This window comes from Geobacter sp. FeAm09 (genome assembly GCF_008330225.1).
In the GTDB taxonomy this organism is placed as follows: domain Bacteria; phylum Desulfobacterota; class Desulfuromonadia; order Geobacterales; family Pseudopelobacteraceae; genus Oryzomonas.
Genome location: NZ_CP042466.1, coordinates 3403588 through 3426022, shown reverse-complemented (window position 1 = coordinate 3426022; position 22435 = coordinate 3403588). Strand labels below are relative to the sequence as shown.

At 61.7% G+C, this 22435-nt stretch carries 25 protein-coding genes and 1 riboswitch; of the genes, 15 read left to right on the top strand and 10 right to left on the bottom strand.

Annotated features, from left to right (window positions below; translation table 11 throughout):
- Positions 1 to 110 precede the first annotated feature (110 nt).
- The 7 genes from FO488_RS16220 to FO488_RS16190 all read right to left on the bottom strand — a co-directional run bounded on the left by FO488_RS16220 (position 111) and on the right by FO488_RS16190 (position 9839).
- The gene (locus FO488_RS16220) at positions 111 to 797 is read right to left on the bottom strand and encodes an ABC transporter permease (RefSeq protein WP_149211512.1); all 687 of its coding nucleotides are present in this window, start codon (positions 795 to 797) and stop codon (positions 111 to 113) included.
- Entirely contained in the window at positions 798 to 1616 is an 819-nt protein-coding gene (locus FO488_RS16215) for a substrate-binding domain-containing protein (RefSeq protein ID WP_149211511.1), read from the bottom strand.
- Positions 1617 to 1878: 262 nt separating this feature from the next.
- Positions 1879 to 1995, bottom strand: a riboswitch (molybdenum cofactor riboswitch).
- Positions 1996 to 2047: 52 nt separating this feature from the next.
- Positions 2048 to 3463 (bottom strand): formate dehydrogenase accessory sulfurtransferase FdhD, encoded by a 1416-nt coding sequence (gene fdhD / locus FO488_RS16210; protein ID WP_149211510.1) that lies wholly within the window; start codon positions 3461 to 3463, stop codon positions 2048 to 2050.
- A gap of 237 nt (positions 3464 to 3700) precedes the next feature.
- Positions 3701 to 4912, bottom strand: a complete 1212-nt coding sequence (gene nrfD / locus FO488_RS16205) for an NrfD/PsrC family molybdoenzyme membrane anchor subunit (RefSeq protein WP_149211509.1) — start codon at positions 4910 to 4912, stop codon at positions 3701 to 3703.
- The gene (locus tag FO488_RS16200) at positions 4909 to 5757 is read right to left on the bottom strand and encodes a 4Fe-4S dicluster domain-containing protein (RefSeq protein ID WP_149211508.1); all 849 of its coding nucleotides are present in this window, start codon (positions 5755 to 5757) and stop codon (positions 4909 to 4911) included. Before FO488_RS16200 ends, nrfD begins: the two co-directional genes overlap by 4 nt.
- Positions 5754 to 8786 (bottom strand): formate dehydrogenase-N subunit alpha, encoded by a 3033-nt coding sequence (gene fdnG / locus FO488_RS16195; RefSeq protein WP_149211507.1) that lies wholly within the window; start codon positions 8784 to 8786, stop codon positions 5754 to 5756. The genes FO488_RS16200 and fdnG overlap by 4 nt, the downstream gene beginning before the upstream one ends.
- A 423-nt stretch (positions 8787 to 9209) precedes the next feature.
- Complete coding sequence (locus FO488_RS16190) at positions 9210 to 9839, bottom strand: nitroreductase family protein (RefSeq protein WP_149211506.1); 630 nt, start codon at positions 9837 to 9839, stop codon at positions 9210 to 9212.
- A 346-nt stretch (positions 9840 to 10185) separates the two neighbouring features.
- Here FO488_RS16190 and FO488_RS16185 point away from each other — a divergent pair, with 346 nt between their 5' ends.
- From FO488_RS16185 to FO488_RS16175, 4 genes are all read left to right on the top strand, one after another.
- Complete coding sequence (locus tag FO488_RS16185; RefSeq protein WP_149211505.1) at positions 10186 to 11214, top strand: transglutaminase-like domain-containing protein; 1029 nt, start codon at positions 10186 to 10188, stop codon at positions 11212 to 11214.
- A gap of 511 nt (positions 11215 to 11725) precedes the next feature.
- On the top strand, positions 11726 to 11887 hold the full coding sequence (locus FO488_RS19515) for a hypothetical protein (protein ID WP_168206072.1): 162 nt from the start codon (positions 11726 to 11728) through the stop codon (positions 11885 to 11887).
- Between the two features lie 17 nt (positions 11888 to 11904).
- Positions 11905 to 12954 carry a virulence RhuM family protein gene (locus tag FO488_RS16180; RefSeq protein ID WP_149211504.1) on the top strand — a complete coding sequence of 350 codons (1050 nt, stop codon included), beginning with the start codon at positions 11905 to 11907 and terminating at the stop codon, positions 12952 to 12954.
- Between the two features lie 179 nt (positions 12955 to 13133).
- Positions 13134 to 13718 carry a TMEM175 family protein gene (locus tag FO488_RS16175; RefSeq protein WP_149212228.1) on the top strand — a complete coding sequence of 195 codons (585 nt, stop codon included), beginning with the start codon at positions 13134 to 13136 and terminating at the stop codon, positions 13716 to 13718.
- 125 nt (positions 13719 to 13843) lie between these two features.
- Here the strand turns inward: FO488_RS16175 and FO488_RS16170 are convergent, their stop codons facing one another.
- Entirely contained in the window at positions 13844 to 14032 is a 189-nt protein-coding gene (locus FO488_RS16170; protein WP_149211503.1) for a hypothetical protein, read from the bottom strand.
- A gap of 58 nt (positions 14033 to 14090) precedes the next feature.
- Between FO488_RS16170 and FO488_RS16165 the strand changes: the two genes are divergently transcribed.
- The 11 genes from FO488_RS16165 (at position 14091) to FO488_RS16120 (ending at position 19413) form a co-directional block, all read left to right on the top strand.
- Positions 14091 to 14435, top strand: coding sequence for an HIT family protein (locus tag FO488_RS16165; RefSeq protein ID WP_149211502.1), 345 nt, complete (start codon positions 14091 to 14093; stop codon positions 14433 to 14435).
- Positions 14436 to 14516: 81 nt separating this feature from the next.
- Positions 14517 to 14852, top strand: a complete 336-nt coding sequence (locus tag FO488_RS16160; protein ID WP_149211501.1) for a type II toxin-antitoxin system RelE/ParE family toxin — start codon at positions 14517 to 14519, stop codon at positions 14850 to 14852.
- A gap of 95 nt (positions 14853 to 14947) precedes the next feature.
- Positions 14948 to 15220, top strand: coding sequence for a prevent-host-death protein (locus FO488_RS16155; RefSeq protein WP_149211500.1), 273 nt, complete (start codon positions 14948 to 14950; stop codon positions 15218 to 15220).
- On the top strand, positions 15220 to 15495 hold the full coding sequence (locus FO488_RS16150; RefSeq protein ID WP_149211499.1) for a plasmid stabilization protein: 276 nt from the start codon (positions 15220 to 15222) through the stop codon (positions 15493 to 15495). The genes FO488_RS16155 and FO488_RS16150 overlap by 1 nt, the downstream gene beginning before the upstream one ends.
- 4 nt (positions 15496 to 15499) lie before the next feature.
- Positions 15500 to 16171 (top strand): methyltransferase, encoded by a 672-nt coding sequence (locus tag FO488_RS16145; RefSeq protein ID WP_149212227.1) that lies wholly within the window; start codon positions 15500 to 15502, stop codon positions 16169 to 16171.
- Positions 16168 to 16413 carry a YheU family protein gene (locus tag FO488_RS16140; RefSeq protein ID WP_149211498.1) on the top strand — a complete coding sequence of 82 codons (246 nt, stop codon included), beginning with the start codon at positions 16168 to 16170 and terminating at the stop codon, positions 16411 to 16413. Before FO488_RS16145 ends, FO488_RS16140 begins: the two co-directional genes overlap by 4 nt.
- Positions 16414 to 16528: 115 nt before the next feature.
- Complete coding sequence (locus tag FO488_RS16135; RefSeq protein WP_149211497.1) at positions 16529 to 16921, top strand: FxsA family protein; 393 nt, start codon at positions 16529 to 16531, stop codon at positions 16919 to 16921.
- A gap of 61 nt (positions 16922 to 16982) precedes the next feature.
- On the top strand, positions 16983 to 17504 hold the full coding sequence (locus tag FO488_RS16130; protein WP_149212226.1) for a nitroreductase family protein: 522 nt from the start codon (positions 16983 to 16985) through the stop codon (positions 17502 to 17504).
- Between the two features lie 11 nt (positions 17505 to 17515).
- Entirely contained in the window at positions 17516 to 17932 is a 417-nt protein-coding gene (locus tag FO488_RS16125) for a secondary thiamine-phosphate synthase enzyme YjbQ (RefSeq protein WP_149211496.1), read from the top strand.
- A gap of 48 nt (positions 17933 to 17980) precedes the next feature.
- The gene (locus FO488_RS20205) at positions 17981 to 18487 is read left to right on the top strand and encodes a hypothetical protein (protein ID WP_240732001.1); all 507 of its coding nucleotides are present in this window, start codon (positions 17981 to 17983) and stop codon (positions 18485 to 18487) included.
- Positions 18487 to 19413: a TIGR01212 family radical SAM protein gene (locus tag FO488_RS16120; RefSeq protein ID WP_240731999.1), complete on the top strand. Its 927-nt coding sequence runs from the start codon at positions 18487 to 18489 to the stop codon at positions 19411 to 19413. Before FO488_RS20205 ends, FO488_RS16120 begins: the two co-directional genes overlap by 1 nt.
- Positions 19414 to 19571: 158 nt before the next feature.
- Here FO488_RS16120 and FO488_RS16115 read toward each other — a convergent pair whose 3' ends face one another.
- On the bottom strand, positions 19572 to 20585 hold the full coding sequence (locus tag FO488_RS16115) for a sodium:calcium antiporter (protein WP_149211494.1): 1014 nt from the start codon (positions 20583 to 20585) through the stop codon (positions 19572 to 19574).
- A gap of 59 nt (positions 20586 to 20644) precedes the next feature.
- Positions 20645 to 22414 carry a KUP/HAK/KT family potassium transporter gene (locus FO488_RS16110; protein WP_149212225.1) on the bottom strand — a complete coding sequence of 590 codons (1770 nt, stop codon included), beginning with the start codon at positions 22412 to 22414 and terminating at the stop codon, positions 20645 to 20647.
- Between the last annotated feature and the right edge of the window lie 21 nt (positions 22415 to 22435).

Below are 22435 nucleotides of genomic sequence, written 5' to 3'. Positions count from 1 at the left end.
GTCAGGATGTGGAGGCGGCTCCCCCCGATGGCCAGACGGTTCACGTCGAGCACCCGGCGACTGCCGAAGACCATTGTAAGCTCATGTATGCTGTAGATGCTGTTCACGGGCTACCTTTGCTGAAGCGTATTGAGAAACAGGTTGATCACCAGGGCCACGGTCATCAGGATCATGCCCAGGGCCAGGCCGAAGGCGAACTCTCCCTTGCTCGTCTCCAGGGCGATGGCCGTGGTCATGGTCCGGGTATAGCCGCGGATGTTGCCGCCGAGCATCATGGCCACCCCCACCTCGGCGATGATCCGCCCGAAGCCGGCGATCAGGGCGGCGATGATGCCGAAACGCACCTGGCGCATCAGCTGGAACACCGCCTGGAGCGGGCTGGCCCCCAGGGTCAGGGCCGTGGGCATGATGCGCGGGTCGGCCCCCTGGATGACGCTGACCGTATAGTTGGCCACGATGGGCACCGCCAGGAGGGTCTGGCCGATGACCATGGCCGACGGCGTGAACAGAAGCCCCATGGCCCCCAGCGGTCCCTGGCGGCTCAGTATCCCGTAGAGCAGGAGGCCCACCACGACGGTCGGCATGGCCATGAGCGTATTCAAGAGCGTTATGGCGGCCCGTTTCAGGGGAAACTCGTGCAGTCCCACCGCAACCCCGGCCGGGATCCCGACCGCCGCCGCCAGGACGATGGCGCCGCCGGAAACCGCCAGGGAGGTCGTAACCGTCGCAAAGACCTCCGGGTCGAAGGAGGCGATCAGCGCGACCGAGGTATGCAGGGATTCGGCGATGAAGCCCACTCAGCGCCCCTTCGTGCCGTAGGTGAAGAAGACCGGGTCCCCGTGGACCCGGAAGGTCGCAATGACCTTCTGTCCCTCGGGACCGGTGATGTAGTCGATGAACTTCATGGCCAGGGCGTTCTTGACATGGGGGAAACGCTTGGGGTTGACGGCGATGACGCCGTAGGGGTTGAAAAGTCCCTTCTCCCCCTCGAAGACGGTCTTCAGGTCGGTCTTGCCGGAGCGGTAGGCGTTGTAGGTGCCCCGGTCGGCCAGGGTGTAGGCCCGCCGCTCGGTGGCCATGGTGATGACCTCGCCCATGCCCTGGCCCGACTCCACGTACCATGTGCCGGCAGGTTTCATGCCCGCAGCCTTCCAGATCTCCTTCTCCTTCTGGTGGGTGCCGGACTCGTCGCCGCGGGAGATGAAGGGGGCCCGGGCGGCGGCGATGTGCTTGAAGGCATCGGCGGCGGTTTTGGCGCTCTTGACCCCGGCCGGATCGTTGGCGGGGCCGATGATGATAAAGTCGTTATACATGACGTCCCGGCGGTTGACCCCGAAACCGGCGGCCACAAAGGCGTCCTCAAGGGCGCGGGCGTGCACCAGCACCACATCCACATCGCCGGTCTCCCCCAGTTTCAGGGCCTTGCCGGTGCCGACGGAGATGACGTCAACCGTGCAGTTGTACTTCTTTTCAAAAGGGGGCAGGAGCACCTTGAGCAGTCCCGAATTTTCGGTGGAGGTGGTGGTGGACATGCGCAGGCGCTCGCCGGCACTGGCTGCGCTGCACAAGCCCGCGATCAGGGCCAGGGTCAGGCAGAGTCTCGAAAACATCTTCATGGTGTTCCTCCTGGAATCGTAATTTAGGTAACGGTTTGCCACAGAGCCACAGAGAAAATCTCAGTTCAAGGACGACTATGATTAAAAGCCTTGTGCTCCGGCCCGTAACGGGTTTCTGCTGTATCCTGTTCATTCCAGATAACTGAGAATTGCCTTTGCCGTTCTCCGTGCCGTCCTCTGAGTCTCCGCGTCTCCGCGCAGAATCGTTTCTGAAGTAAAAAAGCCCCTTCCGTTCGGAAAGGGCCCCTGGAACATGCGGCTGGGCATGTCGCGTGGGTCTCCTTTCCAAAAGGGAGGTACCGCAGTTTCCCGCAGTGCCCATTGACCGGCCGCCACGGGTTGACCCGGCAGGCGGAACGGCTCGGAGATGTGTATACCTTAACTATATTACCTGCTCAGGAGAACCGAGTCAATTCTCTTGGCGACGCCCCCTAGCCGCTGTGGGCGGCTAGGGAGGCTTCGGGATGGTTCTTTACCCGCTCGCCGTCACGCAGCTCGAAGTAGTCGGCCGGGGTATTGATGTTCCTGAAGGAGTCGAGCGAGGGGTCGAAGGTCGTGACCTCGTCACGGGAAAAGACGCTGACCCTGGCCTCGGGAAAGAAGGAGACGATCCTTCTGCTGCCCGATTGGAGCGCCTTTTCCATGGCGTTGCGGCACTGTTTGCCGTAGAAGGCGTGCAGCGGTTCCAATCCCTTTTCCCCTTCGGGGATGATCACGTCGGCCTTGGTTCTCAGGGCGGCAAGCCTCTTGATCAGGGCGCTGTTCAGATAGGGCATGTCGCAGGCCACGGCAAAGATATGGGGGGTGTCGCTGTGATGCAGGCCCGAGTGCAGCCCGGCCAGCGCTCCCATGCCGGGGTGCAGGTCGGGCACCTTGCGGCACGGCAGGAAGGCGTATTCGTCCGGGGTGTTGGTGACGAGAATGACCTCGTCGAAGAGTTCCGACATCTGCCGGTAGATGGCCTCGATGAAGCGTCCCCCCTTGTAGGGGAGGAGCGCCTTGTTGCTCCGCATGCGGCTGGATTTGCCCCCGGCCAGGATGACGCCCGTGACGCCCGGGATCGTCCTGCCGGTGGAGGAGGCGTGCCGGCCCGCCTCGACGGCAATGGCCTCGGGATGGCTGTACACGGTGAACTTGCCGCCGCGCACGTAGCCGATGAGGGTGATGCCGGCCTGTTCGCACATGGTGATGGCCATGTCGGTGGGCGAGGTGCGGGAGGCGATGAGGGTGATGCCCAGGAGGGCCGCCTTGGCCGCCATCTCGGTGGAGATCCGGCCCGACGTGACCAGCAGCTTGCCGGCCAGGTCGATGTTCTTTAAGAGTGCTTCGCCGGCGATGCGGTCCAGGGTGTTGTGCCTGCCGATATCCTCGGCGGCGAGGATGATGCCCTGCCCGTCGCCCACCGCTGCCGAATGGATGCCGCCGTGGCAGCGGTACTGTTCGGAGCGGCGGTTCAGCTCGTCCATCAGGCGGAAGATCGTATCCGCCGCCACCCGTGCGGATGCGGCCGGGACCGTGCGCGCTTCGGCGCTGGGGAGATTGAAGGTGATGCCGGTGCCGCAGCCGGAGGTGAGGACCGGTTTGAGCCGTTCCGGCAGTTCGCCCTTGATGCGGACGTTGGCGGTGCCGAAATCCTCGCACACCGCCAGCATGTGGAAATCGGCGACAGAGGTCACGAACCCCTGCAGGCGGAGAAAGCCGGCCACCAGCGACCGGAGGTCGTGGGGAGAGGCGATGAGGGTGGCTATCTCCCGGCCGTTGACATGGAGCACGACCGGAAACTCCTTGACGGTATCGCCCTGTTCCTGTTCAAGCCTGCCCTGATGGTACACATGGATTGATTTCATACGTTATGAACCCATTACCCAAAATAGTATTTCTGCCACAGAGGCACAGGGGACATCACAGAGGTTTTTCACATATTCCCGCATCTGGGGCGGGTGAAGAGAAGCTGAAACGAAAGACTTGTATCGCTCTCTGAAATGTTGACCCTGTGTCTCCGTGGCACATGCTTTTCCGGGGTTGCTGTTTGAGATTGAAGGGGAGCCGCACCGCGAACGGTGCGGCTCCCCTGGACAGATGAACTACGCCTCGTGTGCCGCCTTGAGCCCATCGTGACCCTTTTCGATTTTACGGAAATGGTCGGGGATGGTGTAATCGGTGGCCTCGGGATGATGTTCAAAGATCGGGAAATACTTGGCGATCAGGACGAAAAAGAGGATATGGGCGGAGATGATGCCCATGGTCACCAAGGATTCCAGAACGGACGGAACGTAAATCTGCTGCCCCGGTTGCTCCATGCCGAACATGGAGACGTTGAAGCGGTTCAGGATCAGCCCGAACATGACCAGGCTGGCGGCCCGCAGCTGCAGTTTCTTGTCGCTGCGGATCTTCTTGGTCAGGAACATGCAGAAGGGAACGAAGACGCCTAAGACCACCTCCGCCAGGAAGAGTGCCAGGAGCACCGGCCGGTCGAAGAGCGGGCCGTGGGTGAGGAAGGCCAGGGCATAGGCCTTGACGATGATATAGAGCCCCATCACCCAGGGGATGATCTTGGTCAGGGTTGCCAAAAGGTCCGACTCGTCCGGCTGCCCCATGAACTTATGCACCAGGCTGGCCTCGAAGATGACGATGGAGAGGCCGGTGAAAATGGCCGAAAGCCAGAACTGGAGCGGCAGGAGCGGGTTGTACCAGAGGTTGTGCAGCTTGTCCACGGCGATGAGGAAGAAGGTCCCCAGGGTGGACTGGTGCAGAGTGGAGATCATGGCCGCCAGGATGGCGAACGGCAGCTCCAGGGTGCGCAGCAGGCGCAACGGCAGATGCCAGCCGAAGCGCTCGGCCACCGGATGGAGGAATTCCAGCGTCAGGACCGTGGTATAGGCCATGACGCACATGGAAACCTCGAACATGGGGGAGTGGACGTTCCAGTACAACAGGACGTTGATGCCCCGCTGGGGCTGCCCCAGGTCGAGCAGCAGGCCGATGCAGACCAGGGAGTACCCCAGAAAGCCGGTCACGATGGCCGGCCTGACCAGGGGTTCGAGCTTCTTGATGTGGAAGACGTGGGCCACGACGCCGATGGTGAACGCCCCGGCCGCCAGGGGCACCGAGGTGACGACGTCGAAGGAGATCCACAGCCCCCAGGGGTAGGTGTCGTTCAGGTTGGTGGTGGCCCCCAGGCCGAAGATGAAGCGAACCAGGGAAGCCAGGGCGCCAACTCCGGTCAGGACGATCATCAGCTTGATGAAGTTGTGATAGCCCTTGATTTCATTGATAACCAGCTTGGCGGCGGTCATTGGTTCTCCTCCTTCTGCTCCGGGTTCACACGGGAATTTTTGAACTCTTCCTCACGGCGGATACGTTCCTTGCGGTGCTGGAACCAGGTAATGGCCGAGAGGGTGCCGCCGACTCCCAGGAAGATGCCCGGCACCAGGCGCAGGGCCTGCCAGGTGTAGGAGGGGAGGGGACGCTTGGTTACCGGCTTGAAGCCCAATTCGTCCAAGGGCTGGTGGGTCAGGTAGAGGACGCTGGTGCCGCCGGCCTCCTCCTTGCCGTAGATCGCCTGGAAATAACGGTCGGGTTTGCTTTTGAGGCGCTGTTCCGCCTCTTTCAGCATGTCTGCCCGGCTGCCATAGGTGATGGCCGTGGGGCAGGCGGTGGCGCAGGCCGGCTGCAGCCCTTCCTTGACCCGGCTGTAGCAGCCGGTGCACTTGCGCACCAGGGGGAAGGCCTTGCTCCATTCGTACTTGGGGATGCCGAAGGGGCAGGCCACCATGCAGAAACGGCAGCCGATGCAGCGTTTTTCGTCATAGACCACCGGACCTTCGGCGGTCTTTTTGAAGGCCCCTACCGGGCAGACCGAGGCGCAGGCCGGCTCGTTGCAGTGCATGCACATCTCTTTGTAAAAGGCGAACTCGTTCTGTCCGTTCTTCTGGTAGTCCCGGAACTTGATCCGGGTAAAGGTGTACTCGGACATGGCGGGGGGATTCTGATACCCCTCGCCGCTGAAAAATACGGTTTTTTCCGCCTTGAGCTGGTTCCACTGCTTGCAGGCCACCTGGCAGCCGCGGCAACCGGTGCACTTGGTGGTGTCGATCAGGAACGTTTTGGTTTTGTCGAAATCGATATGTCCGCTGCTCATGCCTTGGTACCCCCTTTCTCGATATTGCAGAGAAACGCCTTGAACTCGGGGATATTGGTGTTGGCGCAGCCCACGGTCGGGGTCAGCAGATTGGCGCTGTCTCCCTTGGCCAGGCCGGAGTAGCCGAAGTGCCACGGCATGCCGACCTGTTCCACCGGCTTGCCGTTGACGTTGAGAGGTTTCAGACGGGAGGTGACCAGGGCCACCGCCTCGATGGAGCCGCGTTCTGTGGTCACCTTAACCTTGTCTCCTTTTTTGATCCCCTTCTGCTTCGCCAGGGATTCGCTGATCTCCACGAACATGTCCGGCACCAGCTCCACGAGCCAGGGGAGGCTTCTGGTCATGCCGCCGGTCTGCCAGTGCTCGGTCATGCGGTAGGTGGTGCCGATGAGCGGGAACTTGGCGAGGTCGCTGCTGATGTTGGCCGGGACCTTCACCAGCGGGTTGTTCTGCACCTTGGAGAGCTGATTCCGGGCCGGGCTCTCCATCGGTTCATAGTGCTCGGGGAAAGGACCGTCCTTCATATCCAGGGCGTACAGCCGGCCATGTCCCTCGGCCAGCATGATGAAGGGATACTTGCCCTCTTTTGCATCCTTCATGGGAGGCCAGGGGCCGTCCGGCACATCGCCCTTCCACTTCTTCTCGGTGGCGTCCCAGGCGATGACCGGCCGCTTGGGGTTGAACGGCGCGCCGTCCGGTGTGACCGATGCGCGGTTGTAGATGATGCGGCGGTTGACCGGCCAGCACCAGGACCATTTGGGGAACAGCCCCAGGCCGGTGGGGTCGGCCGCGTCGCGCCGCGCCATCTGGTTCCCCTCCTTGGTGTAGGAGCCGCAATAGATCCAGCAGCCGCTGGTGGTGGAGCCGTCGGCCTGCAGGTACTTGAACATCGGGACCTGGTCTCCCTTCTTGAACTCCAGGGTCTTGTCCTTGTCCACGATGGTCGTGTCCTTGGTGAAGGAGCCGTTGATCTCCTTGGCCACCAGGTGGACGTCGGGCTCGTGCCCCTCGCCGTAGTTCCAGGCAAGCTTGGTGAGCGGCTCGGGGAATGTCCCCTTGTCCTTGGTGTAGAGCGCGCGTACGCGGCTGAAGAACTGGTTGATGATCCACAGGTCGCTCTTGGATTCGCCCACCGGTTCCACCGCCTTGTAACGCCACTGGGCCCAGCGTCCCGAGTTGGAGATGGAGCCCTCCTTCTCCACGGACGAGGCGGCCGGCAGCATGAACACCTCGGTATGGATATCCTTCGGGTTGACGCCGGGGCGTTTCCAGAAGATGGAGGTCTCGGTCTGCCACAGGTCCACCGTCACCAGCCACTTCAGTTTGCCCAGGGCATCCCGGGCGCTGTTGGAATCGGGACCGCCCATGGCCGGATTCATGCCCATGCAGACCAGGCCTTCCACTTCGCCCTTGCCCATGCGCTCGATGATCTTGGAGTAGGAGTAGTTGCCGCTCCGTTTGGGCAGGTAGTCGTAGCAGAAGTCGTTCTCCGGCGTGGCGTTGTCGCCGTACCACGCCTTGAGCAGGCTGGTGATGTATTTGGGGGTGTTGCCCCACCAGTTGGCGCTTTTGGCGTCCTTGGTCTTGGGGGTGTACTTCTCGTTGTAGGCCTTCAGGTCGGTGTTGTCGAACTCGGGCGATTTGAGGTAGCCGGTCAGGCTGTTGAACAGCAGACCGTAGTCGGTGGAGCCCTGGACGTTGGACTCCCCGCGCAGGGCGTTGACCCCGCCGCCGGCGACGCCGATGTTGCCCAGCAGCATCTGGAGCATGGCGACGGCGCGCACGTTCTGGGTGCCGTGGGTGGATTGGGTGATGCCCATGGCGTAGAGGATCGTACCGGCCTTGTCGGCGCGACCCGTGGCGCAGAAGGTCTTGGCTACCTTGAGGAAGTCCTCTTTGCTGGTGCCGGTGATGGAGCAGACCATGTCCACGTTGTAACGGCTGTAGTGTTTTTTGAGCAACTGGTAAACGCTGCGCGGATCCTTCATGGACGGATCCCGCTTGGGGTTGCCGGCCGCATCGTTCTCGTAGGCCCAGGATTTCAGGTCGTAGCTCTTCTCCTGGTCGTCGAAGGAGCAGAACAGGCCGTCCTGGAAATTGAACTTCTCGTTGATGATGAAGGCGGCGTTCGTGTATTCCCGAACATACTCTTCGTGGATCATGTTGTTCTGCAGGGCGTAGTTGATCATGCCCCCCAGGAAGGCGATATCGGTCCCCGGACGGAGCTGGGCGTAGATGTCCGCCTTGGAGGCGCTCCTGGTGTAGCGGGGATCGACGACGATCAGTTTGCCGCCATCGTCCATGGCCTTTTCGATCCACTTGAAGGAGATCGGGTGATTCTCGGCCGGGTTGCAGCCGATGATGAAGATGGCGTCGCTGTTTTTCAGGTCAATCCAATGGTTGGTCATGGCACCACGACCGAATGAAGCCGCCAGACCGGCGACTGTAGCGGAGTGTCAAAGTCGGGCCTGGTGTTCCAGCATCCCGACGCCCATGGCGCGGGAGAACTTGGACCAGAGGTAGCACTCCTCGTTGTCCAGTCCGGCCCCGCCGAAGAACGCCATACCTTCGGTGCGGTTCACCACGTATTCCTTGTTGTCCTTCTTGTTGACCTCTTTTGCCTTGAAGGTCTTGTCGCGGGTCTCCTTCATGCGCAGGGCGATGCGGTCCATGGCCCAGTCCCAGGATTTCTCCTCGAACTTGTCCGACCCCGGTGCCCGGTACATGACTTTCTGCAACCGGTTTTCGTTGACCGCCACCTGGAAGAGCGAGCTTCCCTTGGAGCAGAGCGAGCCCTGGTTGATCGGATGCTGGGGGTCGCCCTCGATGTTGACGATCTTGCCGTCCTTGGTGTGGACGATCAGGCCGCAGCCGACCGCACAATAGGGGCAGATGGTGGTGGAGCTCTTAAGCCCCTTGGTCCTCATCTGCGGGGCATCGGCGTTCGCCTCGCCCTGCCTGCCGGTAAGGGCCACGCCGGCTGCCGCCAGCGCTCCTCCCCGCAGGAAGTCTCTTCGTGACATTCCCATACAGCTAACTCCCTTCACTATGAATAATTGTCCGGGCAGCAGAGGAGAGGTGGGGTGCCCGGCGCCTTTGAGGTCACGCGTATACAGCAATTGGTGTGCCCAATGGGAGAAATGGCTATTGTATTTGACAACATGCTGCAATTGCTTGATATTTTGTATACGGCCCCGAAGCACGCATGGCGGGAACGGTGGGGTGAGGTGATCCCTTTTGACCAGGGGGTGCACCCTTTTGTCAATGGGATAAAAAGAGTCCGATGCGGGCAGGGCGGTTCGACAGGGGGGCGGGTGAACTGTCACATCAGGCTGGCGATGGTGTGGCCGGAAATGCGGCTTTTGCGGGAGTGCGAGCCGGGAGGGGAAAGAGGACGGCAGACTTTCAATCCGTACCGTTCTCTCTCCCGGCTCGCACCTGTCGCTGGCGGGTCAATCCAGGTATTTCACCTTCATCTCGAACGGTTCCTTCTTGGGGCCGTTCCCCCCCTCCCGGGAGGCATAGCCCACGGGAACCACCGCCATGAACTCTCCCTCCGGTTCTCCCAAAAACGACAGCACCTCGTCCTTCATCAGGAACATGATGCCGAGCCAGACCGAGGCCAGCCCCAGGGACGTGGCCGCAAGCAGCATGTTCTCGACCGCTGCCGCGGAACTCTGGATCTCCATGGTTCTGAAGAAGTCGTAGGCCATCTCCTTCTCCACCTTGAAGAGTTCCGTGCCGTGATCGATCAGATCCCCGGTGTTAGCCACGGCGATCACGACCGGCGCGCTGGCGATGCTCCGGGCCGACATGCGCAGGAGCGCCTGGGCCGGCCGGGAGAAGCGGGAGGCACCCTCGGACACCAGTTCGGCAAGCTCGTGTTTCTTCTGCCCCCTGAGGACGATAAAACGCCATGACTGCTGGTTGTGGGCGGAGGGGGCCTCGTTTGCCGCCTGAAGGAGGGTGCGGACCTGCTCGTCGGAGACCTCTTCCTCCTTGGCAAAGGCCCTGATGCTCCGCCGTTCCTTTATGGTTTTCAGTGTCTCGTTTGCGGAAAAGCTCGTTTCTTCTGGGTGCATGATTACCTCGATTGAAATATGGGGGAGAGCAACGGTGGCGGGTCGCCACAATGTGCCGGGGCAAGGGTAAGGGCTGGGACGGGCACCGCGCGGTGCCCGATATGTCATTCCCTCATTAACACAATTGAGCGCCTCTTGAAAGTGATTTCCCCGGACCTGCCGCTCTGCAAGGCCGGGAGCAGGCCTCCTTACGGCACCTCCGGCAGTTATGTCCGTCGTGGCCGGGTATGGTATCGGTTTTGTAATTGCACAGTGTTGATTTGATTGAAACTACCAATTTGACCTGGCCGGGGCGTCGCGTTATAAGTGTGGCCGTTTTTTTGAGAGCACCACAAAGGAGAAGTACATGAAAACCAGCAGATTTCCGGCCACGGCAGCGGTGCTGCTCGCGGCTCTTGCCCTTGTCCCGGCCTCGTGGGCGGCCCCCGGGAAACATTCCGGCACCATCACCACCACCGTGGACCTGTCCGCCTATGACCCGGCCGGCGAAGCGGAGCTGTGGCTCCCCTATCCGGTCTCGGACCGGGACCAGGCGATCACCGACGTGAAGGTCAGCGGCGACTTCGCCGCCTCGGCCGTGTACGCCGACGCCGCCTTCAGCACCCCCATGCTCTACGCCCGCTGGAACAAGGGGGCCACGAGCCGCAAGCTGACCTTCTCGTTCAGGGCCGAGCGCAGCGAGGTGATCCGCCGGGACTTCCCCGCCGTTGAGGGAGCCTGGAACCGGGCCGACTTCGCCCCGTACCTGGCCGCCACCAGCCTGGGACCCCTGGATGGCGAAGTGGGCAAACTGGCCAGGACCATCACCGCCGGCAAGACTACGGTGCTGGAAAAGGCCAGGGCGATCTACGACTGGACCTGCGAGAACACCTACCGCGATCCCAAGACCCGGGGGTGCGGCGCCGGCGACGTGTGCGCCCTGCTCAAACAGCCGGGGGGCAAGTGCGCCGACATCCATTCGGTGTTCGTCGCCCTGGCCCGGGCGGCCGGCGTCCCTGCCCGGGAGACCTTCGGCATCCGCATGGGGAAGAAGGCGACCGAAGACGTGTCCACCTGGCAGCATTGCTGGGCCGAGTTCTACCTCCCGGGCTACGGCTGGGTGCCGGTTGACCCGGCCGATGTGCGCAAGGCCATGCTGGTGGAGAACCTCAAGCTGGATGACGCCAAGACCAGGGAGTATCGCACCTACTTCTGGGGCGGCATCGATCCCTACCGGGTCAAGCTCTCCGCCGGCCGGGATCTGACCCTCAACCCGCCCCAGCCGGGCGGGCCGGTCAACTACCTCATGTACCCCTTTGCCCGGGTTGGGGGCAAGATCATCGATTCCCTCGACCCGGCCACCTTCAAATATTCCATCATCTATACGGCCCGCTAGGGAGCGCCGGTGCCGGGTGATGAGAGAAAAAGGGTATGAAGGCTGCAGAAATCGCCTGGTACAGCGGGCAGGGATGAGGAGACCGTTGGGGCGGGCCGGTGGTGGCAGTTTATCCACAATTGACGAGTATACCCGGAAGATATTTTTTTTAACAGACTGTAAATTATCCGGTCCGGTGGTATAGTGAAATCGTAGAAAAGAGGTACAAACTGTAGCGAGGAGGTTTTACTCATTTATGGAAGACACTCCACCCGACAGGATAACGAAGCCATAGCCGGTAGTCATAATCCGATGGCAGATTGAATCGGATACGTCCTTGCAAAAGGAACAAAGAACAAAAAAATTACAGAAGCCCACCGAATCGCCTGGTGGGCTTTTCCTTTGTCGGGAGGTTGGAGGTGCCGGCTCTGGATGAGGGGTGGGCTGAGTTGCGGCGGGTTTGCGGTGGAGGAGCGGCGGGGGAGTTGCGGCGTTGACAGGTAGGTGCCGGGAGGGTAAGGTATGGTTTTTCATGAAAGAACAGGCCAAAATACTGGTCCGCGAACGGTACGAGTGTAAACCAGAAGAGGCGGTATCGGCTTTGGGGATAATAGGTTCTACTCAATCGTCCTATGACGCTGAAACGGGTTGTATTTACGGAGGAGTGAAAGAAGCCTCTCAGTTGTCGATCTGACCGCCCAAGGAGTAAAAATGGCCAAGCCAAAACCGGAAAGCCCGCAGATTGTTCTGTACCAGACCGAGGACGGCAACAGTCGCATTCAGGTCAGACTTGAGAATGGAACCGTTTGGCTATCGCAAGCCCAATTGGTCGAGCTGTTTCAGACGACCAAACAAAACATTAGCCTGCATATCCGCAACATACTTGCCGAGGGAGAACTGTTTGAGGGAGCAGTTGTCAAGGAATACTTGACAGCTGCCGCCGATGGCAAAAGCTATCTGGTAAAGTTCTACAGTCTTGATATGATTATCGCTGTTGGCTACCGGGTCCGCTCCCATCGCGGTACCCAGTTCCGGCGCTGGGCCACGGAGCGACTGAACGAATATCTGGTCAAGGGTTTCACCATGGATGACCAGCGCTTGAAAGAGGCCGGTAATCTCGGTTCTGACTACTTCGATGAACTCCTGGAGCGGATTCGGGATATCCGCTCCAGCGAAAAGCGTTTTTACCAAAAGATTCGAGATATTTACAAGCTGGCCGTGGATTACGATCCAAAGGCGGAAGAGACACTGGAATTTTTCCGCATCGTTCAGAATAAGCTGCACTTTGCCATCTCCGGCAGGACCGCCGCCGAACTGATTGCCCAGCGAGCCGATGCCACACAGCCCAACATGGGATTGACATCATGGAAAGGGACGAAAGTGCGGCGCGGCGACGTGACCATCGCCAAGAACTACCTCACTCAGGAAGAATTGGAACAGCTCAACCGGATCGTTGCCATGTATCTCGACTATGCCGAGGACCAGGCCAAACGCCACCGCCAGGTATTCATGCGCGATTGGCGGGCGAAGTTGGATGCCTTCTTGAGTTTTAACGAACGTGATATTCTGGATGACGCGGGCAAGGTCGCCAAAGATATGGCCGACCGGCTGGCCTTGGAACGGTACGATGCCTTCAATGCCGCTCGTCTGCATGACGAGGCCGTGACGGAGGCGCTGGCCGATGATGAGGCGTTCAAACGGCTAGAAGAGGCAGGACGGGCATTACCGAAACCTGGGAAGCGCCAGAGGCGAGAGGAATAATCGAAACGCTGAAACGGCATGGCCGTACACTCTGAAAGATCACGAAGCGAGTCACCATGCCCTCGTCAACCCGTGACTTCTATTGCGACAAACTCCCGAAACACCTTCCGGACATGCCGGTGCACTTCGGGAACGAACAGGGGAAGCAGAGACACATCCAGAAACAACGGTGCCGCCCCATGGAAAAAAACCGGCTGGAAGCCTTTAGCGACGGCGTGATCGCCATCATCATCACCATCATGGTCCTGGAGATGAAGGTGCCCCACGGTTCCAACCTCCCGGACCTGCTGCCGGTCCTGCCGGTATTCCTCAGCTATGTCCTCAGTTTCGTGTACATCGGCATCTACTGGAACAACCACCACCACATGCTGCACACCGTCCGCCGCGTAACCGGCGGCATCCTTTGGGCCAACCTGCACCTGCTCTTCTGGCTGTCCCTGTTTCCCTTTGCCACCGGCTGGATCGGTGCCAACCATTTCTCCTCCGCTCCCCTGGCGCTTTACGGAGCGGTGCTCCTCCTGGCGTCCGTTGCCTACTTTATCCTGCAACAGACGATCATCGCCAGCCAGGGGGCCGGTTCGATCCTGAAAAAGGCCGTGGGCCGGGACGTGAAGGGGAAGGTGTCGCCCCTCCTGTATGCCGCCGCCATCCCGGCGTCGTTTTACGAACCCCGGATCGCCAACGCCATCTACGTGGTCGTGGCGCTGATGTGGCTGGTGCCCGACCGCCGCATCGAACGGGCATTGGGGGCGGCGGAGGGGTAAGGGTTCGGGTTTGTCTTTCCCACGCCAACCCTCTCTGGTAAATACCATGTGGTCCTGCAACAGGCTTTTTCGGGTGGAGCGGCTTCATGAAAAAGGCAGATCGCTACGACACATCGAAAATGGGATTATCGAGCGGACGTTGAGCGCGTGCGGACAGTAAAGACAGGCGCATCTTCCTTGACGGCGCCGCCGGTCTCTTCTTGCAGGTAGATCCCCTCGACGGCAAACGACGACACCAGCGAACGCCGCAGCAAACGTTTGCGCTGTTCGGGATTTTTCAGGTAGGGGTTGGTTTCAAGCAGTGACTTTTTCATGCTGTTACTATACCGTAAAACGAACTGAAACGTGAGCAAAAAGAGGCAGCGAGCTACCATGACCCAACCCGCCTGCGACTTCTACTGCGACAAGGTCCTGAAAGGCCTCATCGACGTGCCGGTGTACTTCGAGAACGAACACGTCTTTGCCTTTCACCACACCAACCCCCTGTGGGAGAACCATGTGGTGCTGCTCCCCAAGCGGCACGTGGAGTCCCTCATCACCCTGGAGGAGGCGGACAACGAGCTGCTCCTGGAACTTATGCGCACGGCGAAAACCATCGCCCGCGACTTCATGGCGCGCTTCGGGGCCTGCCGGGTGTACACCAATCTGGGCGACTACCAGTCCTCCAAGCACCTGCACTGGCACATCGGCTGCGGCGCCCAGTTGCGCCCCTATTGACAAGACCGGAGACATACCGTATTCAATAGCGATCCTTGGTGTTTGACCCTCACGCCGGTCCGTGCCGGCCAGGAGTGAACCATGTCCTCTTTCACCTATTTCCCCACCCCGGATTTCGCCGCCAAGCTGGCCAAGATCGAGAAACACGACCCGCCGGGCCATGCCCGCATCCTGGGGGTGATCGACCGCATCCTGGACAATCCCGGCGACGCCGACGGCTGGATGCACGGCGACCACCACGGCCGCCTCAAGAAGTACGTGGGCCGCAACGACTACCGCCTCATCTACAACTGGTGCGAGATCTGCCGCAAGCAGGCCAAGACCCTGGAACAGAAATGCGGCTTCTGCCGCGAGGTGGGGGACAACAGCGTGATCTTCTTCACGGTCTACCACAAGAACGAGGCGAGCCGGGTGTAAGTCCTTTTGCGCTCGGTTGCACACGCCGATTGAATTCCCGCTCCCCCCATGGTATGATTTGGGTATCTAAAACAGTACCTAAAGAGGTATGAGTCATGAATACCGTACCAGCCCAGGAGATCAAGCGGCGCGGCATAGCGGCGGTGGACGACCTGATCGTCAAGGGCGACGTCCACGTGATCAGGAATAACCAGCCGCAGTATGTGGTGCTTTCCGAGGAACGCTATCAGGAATTGGTGGCCGAGGCCAACGAGGCGTATCTGGCGCGGGTCCGTGCCTCGCTGGAGGACGTGAAGGCCGGACGGGTCAGGCGGTTCGCCGGCGTCGACGAACTGATGCGGGCGCTTGACCCGGAAGAACCGGCGTAATGTACACCATTGCCACGTCCGAGCGGTTTTTGCGCCAGGCCCGCAGGTTTTTCAAAAAACATCCCGACCTGCGGCCCCGCTTCGCCCAGGTTCTGGCCGACCTGCAAGAAGATCCGTTCCAGCCGGGCCTTGCCCTGCACCCCTTGGGGGGTAAGCTCGCCGGTTGCCACGCCGTGCGCCTCACCTACAGCTATCGGATCACCCTGACCCTGCTGATGAGCGAAACAGAGATCATCCTGTTGGACATCGGCAGTCACGACGATGTGTACCGCTGATACCATGGACCGCTCCTCCCACAATCGGCTTACGGAAAAACTCCTCCCCCAGTTCAACGGCGACACCCTGTTCGACGCCGTGGGCCGGGCGGTGTGCGCGGCCGGCTGCCTGCCGCGCAAGGAGCTGTACGAGGCGTGGGAGGTGGCCCGCCGGGTGCGCCGCCGCTTCCGGGGCGGGCGGATCGTGGACCTGGCCTGCGGCCATGGGCTCGTGGCCCAACTCCTCTTGTTGCTGGACGACACCTCGCCCCTGGCCCTGGCCGTTGACCGCCGGATACCCAAGAGCGCCGCAACCCTGGCGGCGGCCATGAACGCGGCCTGGCCGCGCCTGCACGGGCGCACCCGCTTTGTGGAGGCCGACCTGGAGGAGGTGGAGCTGCACGGCGACGATGTGGTGGTGTCGGCCCACGCCTGCGGCGGGCTGACGGATCTGGTCCTGGAGCGGGCGGTGGCGGCGCGGGCGCGGGTGGTGGTATTGCCCTGTTGCCACGACCTGAAGGGGGCCGACCTGGGCGGCCTGGAGGGATGGCTGGACGGCCCGCTGGCCATGGACGTAACACGGGTGGCCCGGCTGCGCTCCCAGGGGTATCGGGTGGTCACCCAGCGCATATCGGGGGATATCACTCCCAAGAACCGGCTGCTGCTGGCAGAGCCGGAAGAGGGACAAGGAATATGACGACAGGGAAGCTGACCGATCACCATGAAGAGGGGGTGGAAGTCCCCTATGAACAGATCAACCCGGACACCCTGCGCAACCTGATCGGTGAGTTCGTGACCCGGGAGTGGGAGGAGGGGGAGGTCAGCTATACCCTGGACCAGAAGATCGAACAGGTGCTGGGGCAGTTGCGCGAGGGGACGGCGCAGGTGGTGTTCGACGCCGCGTCGGAAAGTTGCAACATCGTTCCGTGCCGCTCTTGACAGCGGGCGCATTCCCGTGGTTCACTACGCCATGATATCCGCCGCGCGACAACTCCACCGCGTTATCTCTCCCGTACCAAAGCACACCAGCCGCGCGCCGGGCAGGGAGTGACCCATGCTCCTGCGCCTTTTTCTCGTATTTACCATTGTGCCGGTCATCGAGGTCTGGCTGCTGATCCGAATCGGCCGGGTCATCGGCGCGCTTCCCACCGTGGCCGTCCTGCTGGCCGTCTCCCTGGCCGGGGCGTGGCTGGCCCGGTCCCAGGGGTTCCGGGTCGTCGCCGCCATCCGGGACGAACTGGTGGCGGGGCGCATGCCGGGGGCCCATATCCTGGACGGTGCCCTCATCCTGACGGGAGGGATGCTCCTCTTGACCCCCGGTTTCTTCACCGACTTCATCGGCCTGTTCTTCCTCATCCCCGCCACCCGCACGCTCCTGAAGCGGTGGCTGGGGATCTGGCTTGAACGGCGGCTGCGCCAGGGGAGCTTCGTGGTCCGCCGCTTCTGAAATATCCCGTAAAAACAAGAATAACGCTACCACGCTATCAGAAGGAGACCCTATGAGCGATATGATGGAACTGTTGAGGAAACGTCGCAGCATCCGCGCCTTTACCCCGGAACCGGTGGTCCCGGAAACCGTGGATCTGCTGGTGGAGGCGCTGCTTCGGGCCCCCTCGTCCCGTGGGAAGAACCCGTGGGAATTCGTGGTGGTGGATGACCGGGAGCTGCTGGAGCAGCTCTCCCGCGCCAAGGAGCATGGCTCCCAATTCATCAAAAACGCCCCCCTGGCCATCGTGGTCTGCGCCGACACCGCCCAGTCGGACGTGTGGGTGGAGGATTGTTCCATCGCGGCCATCCTGGTGCAGATGGCGGCCCTTTCCCTGGGGCTGGGGAGTTGCTGGGCTCAGATGCGCAAACGCAGACATGACGCCGACAGCTCCGCCGAGGAGTATATCCGCAAGCTCCTCGGCCTGCCGGAGCAGTTCGCGGTGGAGTGCATCGTCGGCATCGGCCGGCCGGCCGAGGAGAAAAAACCGGTGCCGGCCGATAAGCTGCAGTACGATAAAGTGAAGCGCAACCGGTATTCCTGAGGGCGGAAGAGATGAAGAGTTATCGCAAGGAGTTGTGGTTCGAGACCAAGAGCCGCCGGGAGTTGATCAACATCACCCCCCGGGTCGAGGAATGTCTCCGGGAGAGCGGCATCCGGGAGGGGCTTCTATTGTGCAACGCCATGCACATCACCGCCAGCGTGTTCATCAACGACGACGAGTCCGGCCTGCACCAGGATTTCGAGGAGTGGCTGGAGGGGCTGGCGCCGGAAAAGCCGCACTCCCGCTACCGTCATAACGGTTACGAGGACAACGGCGACGCCCACCTCAAGCGGACCATCATGGGGCGGGAGGTGGTGGTGGCGGTGACCGAGGGTGCGTTGGACCTGGGGCCGTGGGAGCAGATCTTCTACGGCGAGTTCGACGGCATGCGCAAGAAGCGGGTGCTGGTGAAGATCATCGGGGAATAGGGGCGCCGTGCCCCGCGACATCCCTGTCATAGCCTACGGGAGGATGCCATGCCACAGACCAACGACCTGAAGCGGTACCGCTGTTACGAGATCTTTTCCCAGTCTACCGGGGTGGAGATCCGGGAGGCGTTCAAGGCCCACGAGGAGGGGGGGCTGGTCACGGAGCGGACCGGCAGGGTGCAACTGCGCTTCTTCAAGCTGACCCCCAGGACCGCGCCGGACGAGGTGACCCAGATCCGCTTCATCTGCGAACCGGACGAGGCCTTCGGCCTGGCGCTCATGATCGGGCAGGTGGCGGCCTCCACGGCCCCGTGCAAGGAGAAGCTCGCCCCCCACAAGTTCCCGGGCCACGAGCAGGCGGCGGAGACGGTGACCACCCTGGCCGTGGAAAAATGGGAGCGGGGCGGCAAGAGCGGCTATGCGCTCACGGTAGGGCGCGGCAAGGATTTCATCAGCGTGCCGGTCCCCCTGGGCAAGTTCCTCTTCGCCGGAGAGTTCCTCAAGTCCCTGGCCGTGGAACAGTGCTGGGTGGAGCGGGTGGAGAAGAAGCACTAGTGTCCCAACCCAAACGCTACAATGCCTTTTCCGACGAATTGAAACGGCTCTTCGGCTGCAAGGTGCAGCGCATCTCCGTTGATGCCGGCTTTACCTGTCCCAACCGGGACGGGAGTCTGGATACCGGGGGGTGCATCTTCTGCGGCGGGTCCGGCTCGGGCGCTTACAGCATCCGCCCCGAACTCTCCGTGGCCGCCCAGGTGGAGGACGGCAAGGAGGTCATGCGCCGCAAGTACCGGGCTCAGAAGTTCATCGCCTATTTCCAGGCCTATTCCAATACCTACGCACCGGTGGAACAGCTGCGGGCGCTGTTCGGCGAGGCACTCGCGGTCCCCGGCGTGGTCGGCATCATCGTCGCCACCCGCCCCGACTGCCTGCCGGACCCGGTGCTCGACTGTCTGGCCCACGTTGGTGAAGAAACCTATCTCTGGCTGGAACTGGGGCTGCAATCCATCCACGACAAGAGCCTGGCGTTCATCAACCGCCGTCACGACCACGCCTGTTCCGTGGCTGCCGTGCAGCGGGCCAAGGCCCGTGGGATACGGGTCTGCGCCCACGTCATCCTGGGGCTGCCCGGCGAATCGCGGGAGGAGATGCTGGCCATGGCGGGGGAGTTGAACCGCCTCGGCGTGGACGGCGTCAAACTGCACCTGCTGCATGTGATGAAGGGGACCCGCCTGGCGGAGATGTACGGGCGGGGCAAGGTGGAGCTCATGGACCGGGACGGCTATGGGGGGCTGGTGTGCGATTTCCTGGAGCTGCTGGACCCGGCGATCCTGATCCACCGCCTGACCGGCGACGGCGGCCGGGACCACCTGGTGGCGCCGCTCTGGTCGCTGAACAAGTTCGAGGTGCTCAACCTGATCGACGCCGAGTTGGCGCGGCGCACCAGCCGGCAGGGGATCAGATTCTCCCTGAATCCGTGACGCCTCCAGGTCTTCGCTGGTCCGGAAGGCCTCTGCCTTTGCGTTTGAAGCGTTTGCGACAATCAGCCGGGGTACCGGCCGGATTAGTGAGATGTTACAGCATGGCGGCGTGCGGCCCCCGGCTCTTCCGGGCGCTGCGGCATTCCGGCGTCACGGTTTCAGATGCCCCTCATCACGATGCAGGCGATGAACGCCAGGTAGAAAATCCCCCCCACCAAGAGCGTTCCGGGCGTCAGGTGCCGTTTCCAGCGGATCTGGCAGTAGGCCACGCCCACCGAGGCGAAGGTGATGCCCACGGTGGTCAGGGCCGTGGCGTCCAACCGCCATTCGGTCATCAGGATGCCGATGGCCGTGATGACCGCCCCCTGAAAGACCATGGCGCCGGTGATGTTGCCGATGGCCAGGGTGTCCTTCCCCTTGTTGATCCAGATGACGCTGTTGAATTTCTCGGGCAGTTCGGTGGCGATCGGGGCGATGATCATGGCCAGCACGAACGCCGAGATGCCCATCCGGGCCGAGATGACCTGGACCTCTCCCACGAAGATGTACGAACCCCACACGATCAGGAGCAGGGAGCCGAGCACCTGGAACGCGATGATGCTCATGTGGGGGTCATGGGATCTGGGCGCGAAATAGCACGGGTCCAGGTCGGCCTCCTCCACCTCGTGGTTGGTGCCGTTCCCCCCCCGCAGGGTCTTGAGCACGTAGCCGCCGTAGACCAGGAACAGGGCCAGGGCTATGAAGGTCTTGATCACCGGGTGCCCGCCCAAAAACGAGGCGGCGATGGCCAGGGCGTAGAGCGTGAGGAAATATTCCATGTCGCGGCGCATGACGCTGGTGTCCATGCGCATGACCGGGTAGTCGTCCCGTTTCTTGCGGTTGGCCATGACCGCGATCCCGCTGATGCAGAAAGCCAGGGTGCCCAGCATGAAGGGGGCGCCGATGATGGCCCCTACGCCGATCTCGTGGCCGGAGCCCTTGGAACCGAAGAGGATGGCGATGATCGGCACCAGGGTTTCGGGCAGGGCCGTGCCGATGGCGGCGAAGATGCTCCCCACGGCGCCGTCCGACAGGTTCATCTTCTTGCCGAACCACTCCAGGCCGTTCGTAAAAACGGTCGCCCCCAGGAGGATGATGCCCAGGGCGACCAGCAGCAGTAACCAGTTGATCATGATCGGATGACGTTCTTTCTGCGTTGGAGCGGGGCGGCGAAAGCCGGGCTTTCATCCGCTCACATCTCGACGCGGGTAATGACCCCCTGCAGCTTGGCTGCGGGAAGTTTGTTGAACTGCACGAAGTTGGGAGTCAGCTTCTTGATGGCGGAGAAGATCTTCCAGACCGGGTTGGCCGTGGCGATGTCCTCGATGCCGTAGAAGATGACCTTTTCCTGGATCCCCTTCTCCTTGAGCAACTGCTCGATATCGAACATCTCCATGTAGCCGGCGATGACCTCGAAGGCGTCCAGGCCGGTCCCCAGGCCGGCGGTCAGGGTGCTCTCCAGGCCATAGGGCTCATCCGTGCGGATGATGGAGATGAGCACGTTGCGCTCGTAGATGATGTTGCTGCGGATGGTGCAGTGCACCAGGTACGGGGGGATGGTGATGTACTCCTTGACGAAGAACAGGCCGGTTCCGGCGATGTGCCCCTTGCGGTAGATCTGTTCGTAGCTCATCAGGTAGGTTTCCAGGTCCAGCGGCTTCAGGGCGCGGTACAGGGCCCGCTGTCCCTTGGTCCAGATCAGGATGGCCGCCAGGGGGATGGATGCCAGGACCAGCGACCAGTAGCCGCCGGCCGGGAGCTTGTGGAGATTGGACAGCAGGAAGGCGGCGTCGATCAGGACCACGAACAGGGCCACCGGCACCTTCCACTTCTTCTTGGTGCGGGAGAAAATCATGACCATCATGATGCCGGTGATGGTCATGGTGCCGGTCACCGCCAGGCCGTAGGCCGCCGCCAGGTTGTCGGACTTCCTGAAGATCAGCATGATCATGATCACCAGGGCCAAAAGGAGCCAGTTGACGGCGCCGATGTAGATCTGCGACTTCAAGTGGTGGGAGGTGTAATCCACCTTGAGCAGGGGGAGGATGCGGGTGGTTATCCCCTGGTAGACGATGGAAAACACCCCGCTGATCAGGGCCTGGGAGGCGATCACCGTGGCCATGATGGTCAGGATCAGGAAGGGGATGTAGAGCATGGGGGCTTGGGACTGGACCATGCCGAACAGGGTGTTCTTGGTGTGGGGATGCTGGAGCACGAAGGCCCCTTGCCCCAGGTAGTTGATCACCAGGGCGGCGAAGACGTAATGCCAGGCCCGCTTGACCGGTTTGCGCCCCAGGTGCCCCATGTCGGCGTAGAGCGCCTCGCCCCCGGTGGCGCAGAGGATGACCTCCGACAGGACGAAGAAGCCGGCCAGGCCGTTCTTGGCCAGAAACTCGATGGCGTAGTGGGGGCTTATGGCGGCGATGATGCCGGGAAACGAGGCCAGGGAGATCATGCCGGAAAGGGTGAGGGAGGCGAACCAGACCAGCATGATCGGCCCGAAGGCCTTGGCCACCTTGTCGGTCCCCTTGAACTGGAAGATGAACAGGAGCAGGGCGATGACGGCGGCGCACAGGATGATGGTGCCCTGGGAAAGGCCGCTCAGGGCCGGGATCAGGAGCGTGCCTTCCACGGCCGAAAGGATACTGATGGCCGGGGTGATGACGCCGTCCCCCAGGAGCAGGGCCACGCCCAGGTAGGAGAGAAAGGTCACGAAGACCATCTGCCGCCCCGGCTTGATCATGCGCACCAGGATCTCGCGCAGCACGATGGTCCCACCCTCGCCCTTGCGGGAGAGGCTCATGGCCAGGAGGGCGTACTCGATGTTGACCAGAATCATCAGGGTCCAGACGATCAGGGAGAGGATGCCGAAGACGTTCTCCCGGGTCGGCTGGGTCAGGGCGATGATGACGGTCAGGGTATAGATGGGGCTGGTACCGATGTCGCCGAACACCAGCCCCATTGATTTGACGATGCCGCCCCA

Bases quoted from the DNA above. Each gene is read 5' to 3' on its own strand.
- FO488_RS20205 (WP_240732001.1), top strand. From the start codon at position 17,981: ATGCCACAGACCAACGACCTGAAGCGGTACCGCTGTTACGAGATCTTT.
- FO488_RS16130 (WP_149212226.1), top strand. From the start codon at position 16,983: ATGATGGAACTGTTGAGGAAACGTCGCAGCATCCGCGCCTTTACCCCG.
- FO488_RS16160 (WP_149211501.1), top strand. From the start codon at position 14,517: ATGTCCTCTTTCACCTATTTCCCCACCCCGGATTTCGCCGCCAAGCTG.
- FO488_RS16165 (WP_149211502.1), top strand. From the start codon at position 14,091: ATGACCCAACCCGCCTGCGACTTCTACTGCGACAAGGTCCTGAAAGGC.
- FO488_RS16145 (WP_149212227.1), top strand. From the start codon at position 15,500: ATGGACCGCTCCTCCCACAATCGGCTTACGGAAAAACTCCTCCCCCAG.
- FO488_RS16190 (WP_149211506.1), bottom strand. From the start codon at position 9,839: ATGCACCCAGAAGAAACGAGCTTTTCCGCAAACGAGACACTGAAAACC.
- fdhD (WP_149211510.1), bottom strand. From the start codon at position 3,463: ATGAAATCAATCCATGTGTACCATCAGGGCAGGCTTGAACAGGAACAG.
- FO488_RS16135 (WP_149211497.1), top strand. From the start codon at position 16,529: ATGCTCCTGCGCCTTTTTCTCGTATTTACCATTGTGCCGGTCATCGAG.
- FO488_RS16200 (WP_149211508.1), bottom strand. From the start codon at position 5,757: ATGAGCAGCGGACATATCGATTTCGACAAAACCAAAACGTTCCTGATC.
- FO488_RS16170 (WP_149211503.1), bottom strand. From the start codon at position 14,032: ATGAAAAAGTCACTGCTTGAAACCAACCCCTACCTGAAAAATCCCGAA.
- FO488_RS16150 (WP_149211499.1), top strand. From the start codon at position 15,220: ATGTACACCATTGCCACGTCCGAGCGGTTTTTGCGCCAGGCCCGCAGG.
- FO488_RS16185 (WP_149211505.1), top strand. From the start codon at position 10,186: ATGAAAACCAGCAGATTTCCGGCCACGGCAGCGGTGCTGCTCGCGGCT.
- FO488_RS16115 (WP_149211494.1), bottom strand. From the start codon at position 20,585: ATGATCAACTGGTTACTGCTGCTGGTCGCCCTGGGCATCATCCTCCTG.
- FO488_RS16155 (WP_149211500.1), top strand. From the start codon at position 14,948: ATGAATACCGTACCAGCCCAGGAGATCAAGCGGCGCGGCATAGCGGCG.
- FO488_RS19515 (WP_168206072.1), top strand. From the start codon at position 11,726: ATGAAAGAACAGGCCAAAATACTGGTCCGCGAACGGTACGAGTGTAAA.
- FO488_RS16215 (WP_149211511.1), bottom strand. From the start codon at position 1,616: ATGAAGATGTTTTCGAGACTCTGCCTGACCCTGGCCCTGATCGCGGGC.
- FO488_RS16180 (WP_149211504.1), top strand. From the start codon at position 11,905: ATGGCCAAGCCAAAACCGGAAAGCCCGCAGATTGTTCTGTACCAGACC.
- FO488_RS16140 (WP_149211498.1), top strand. From the start codon at position 16,168: ATGACGACAGGGAAGCTGACCGATCACCATGAAGAGGGGGTGGAAGTC.
- FO488_RS16175 (WP_149212228.1), top strand. From the start codon at position 13,134: ATGGAAAAAAACCGGCTGGAAGCCTTTAGCGACGGCGTGATCGCCATC.
- nrfD (WP_149211509.1), bottom strand. From the start codon at position 4,912: ATGACCGCCGCCAAGCTGGTTATCAATGAAATCAAGGGCTATCACAAC.
- FO488_RS16125 (WP_149211496.1), top strand. From the start codon at position 17,516: ATGAAGAGTTATCGCAAGGAGTTGTGGTTCGAGACCAAGAGCCGCCGG.
- FO488_RS16110 (WP_149212225.1), bottom strand. From the start codon at position 22,414: ATGGGGCTGGTGTTCGGCGACATCGGTACCAGCCCCATCTATACCCTG.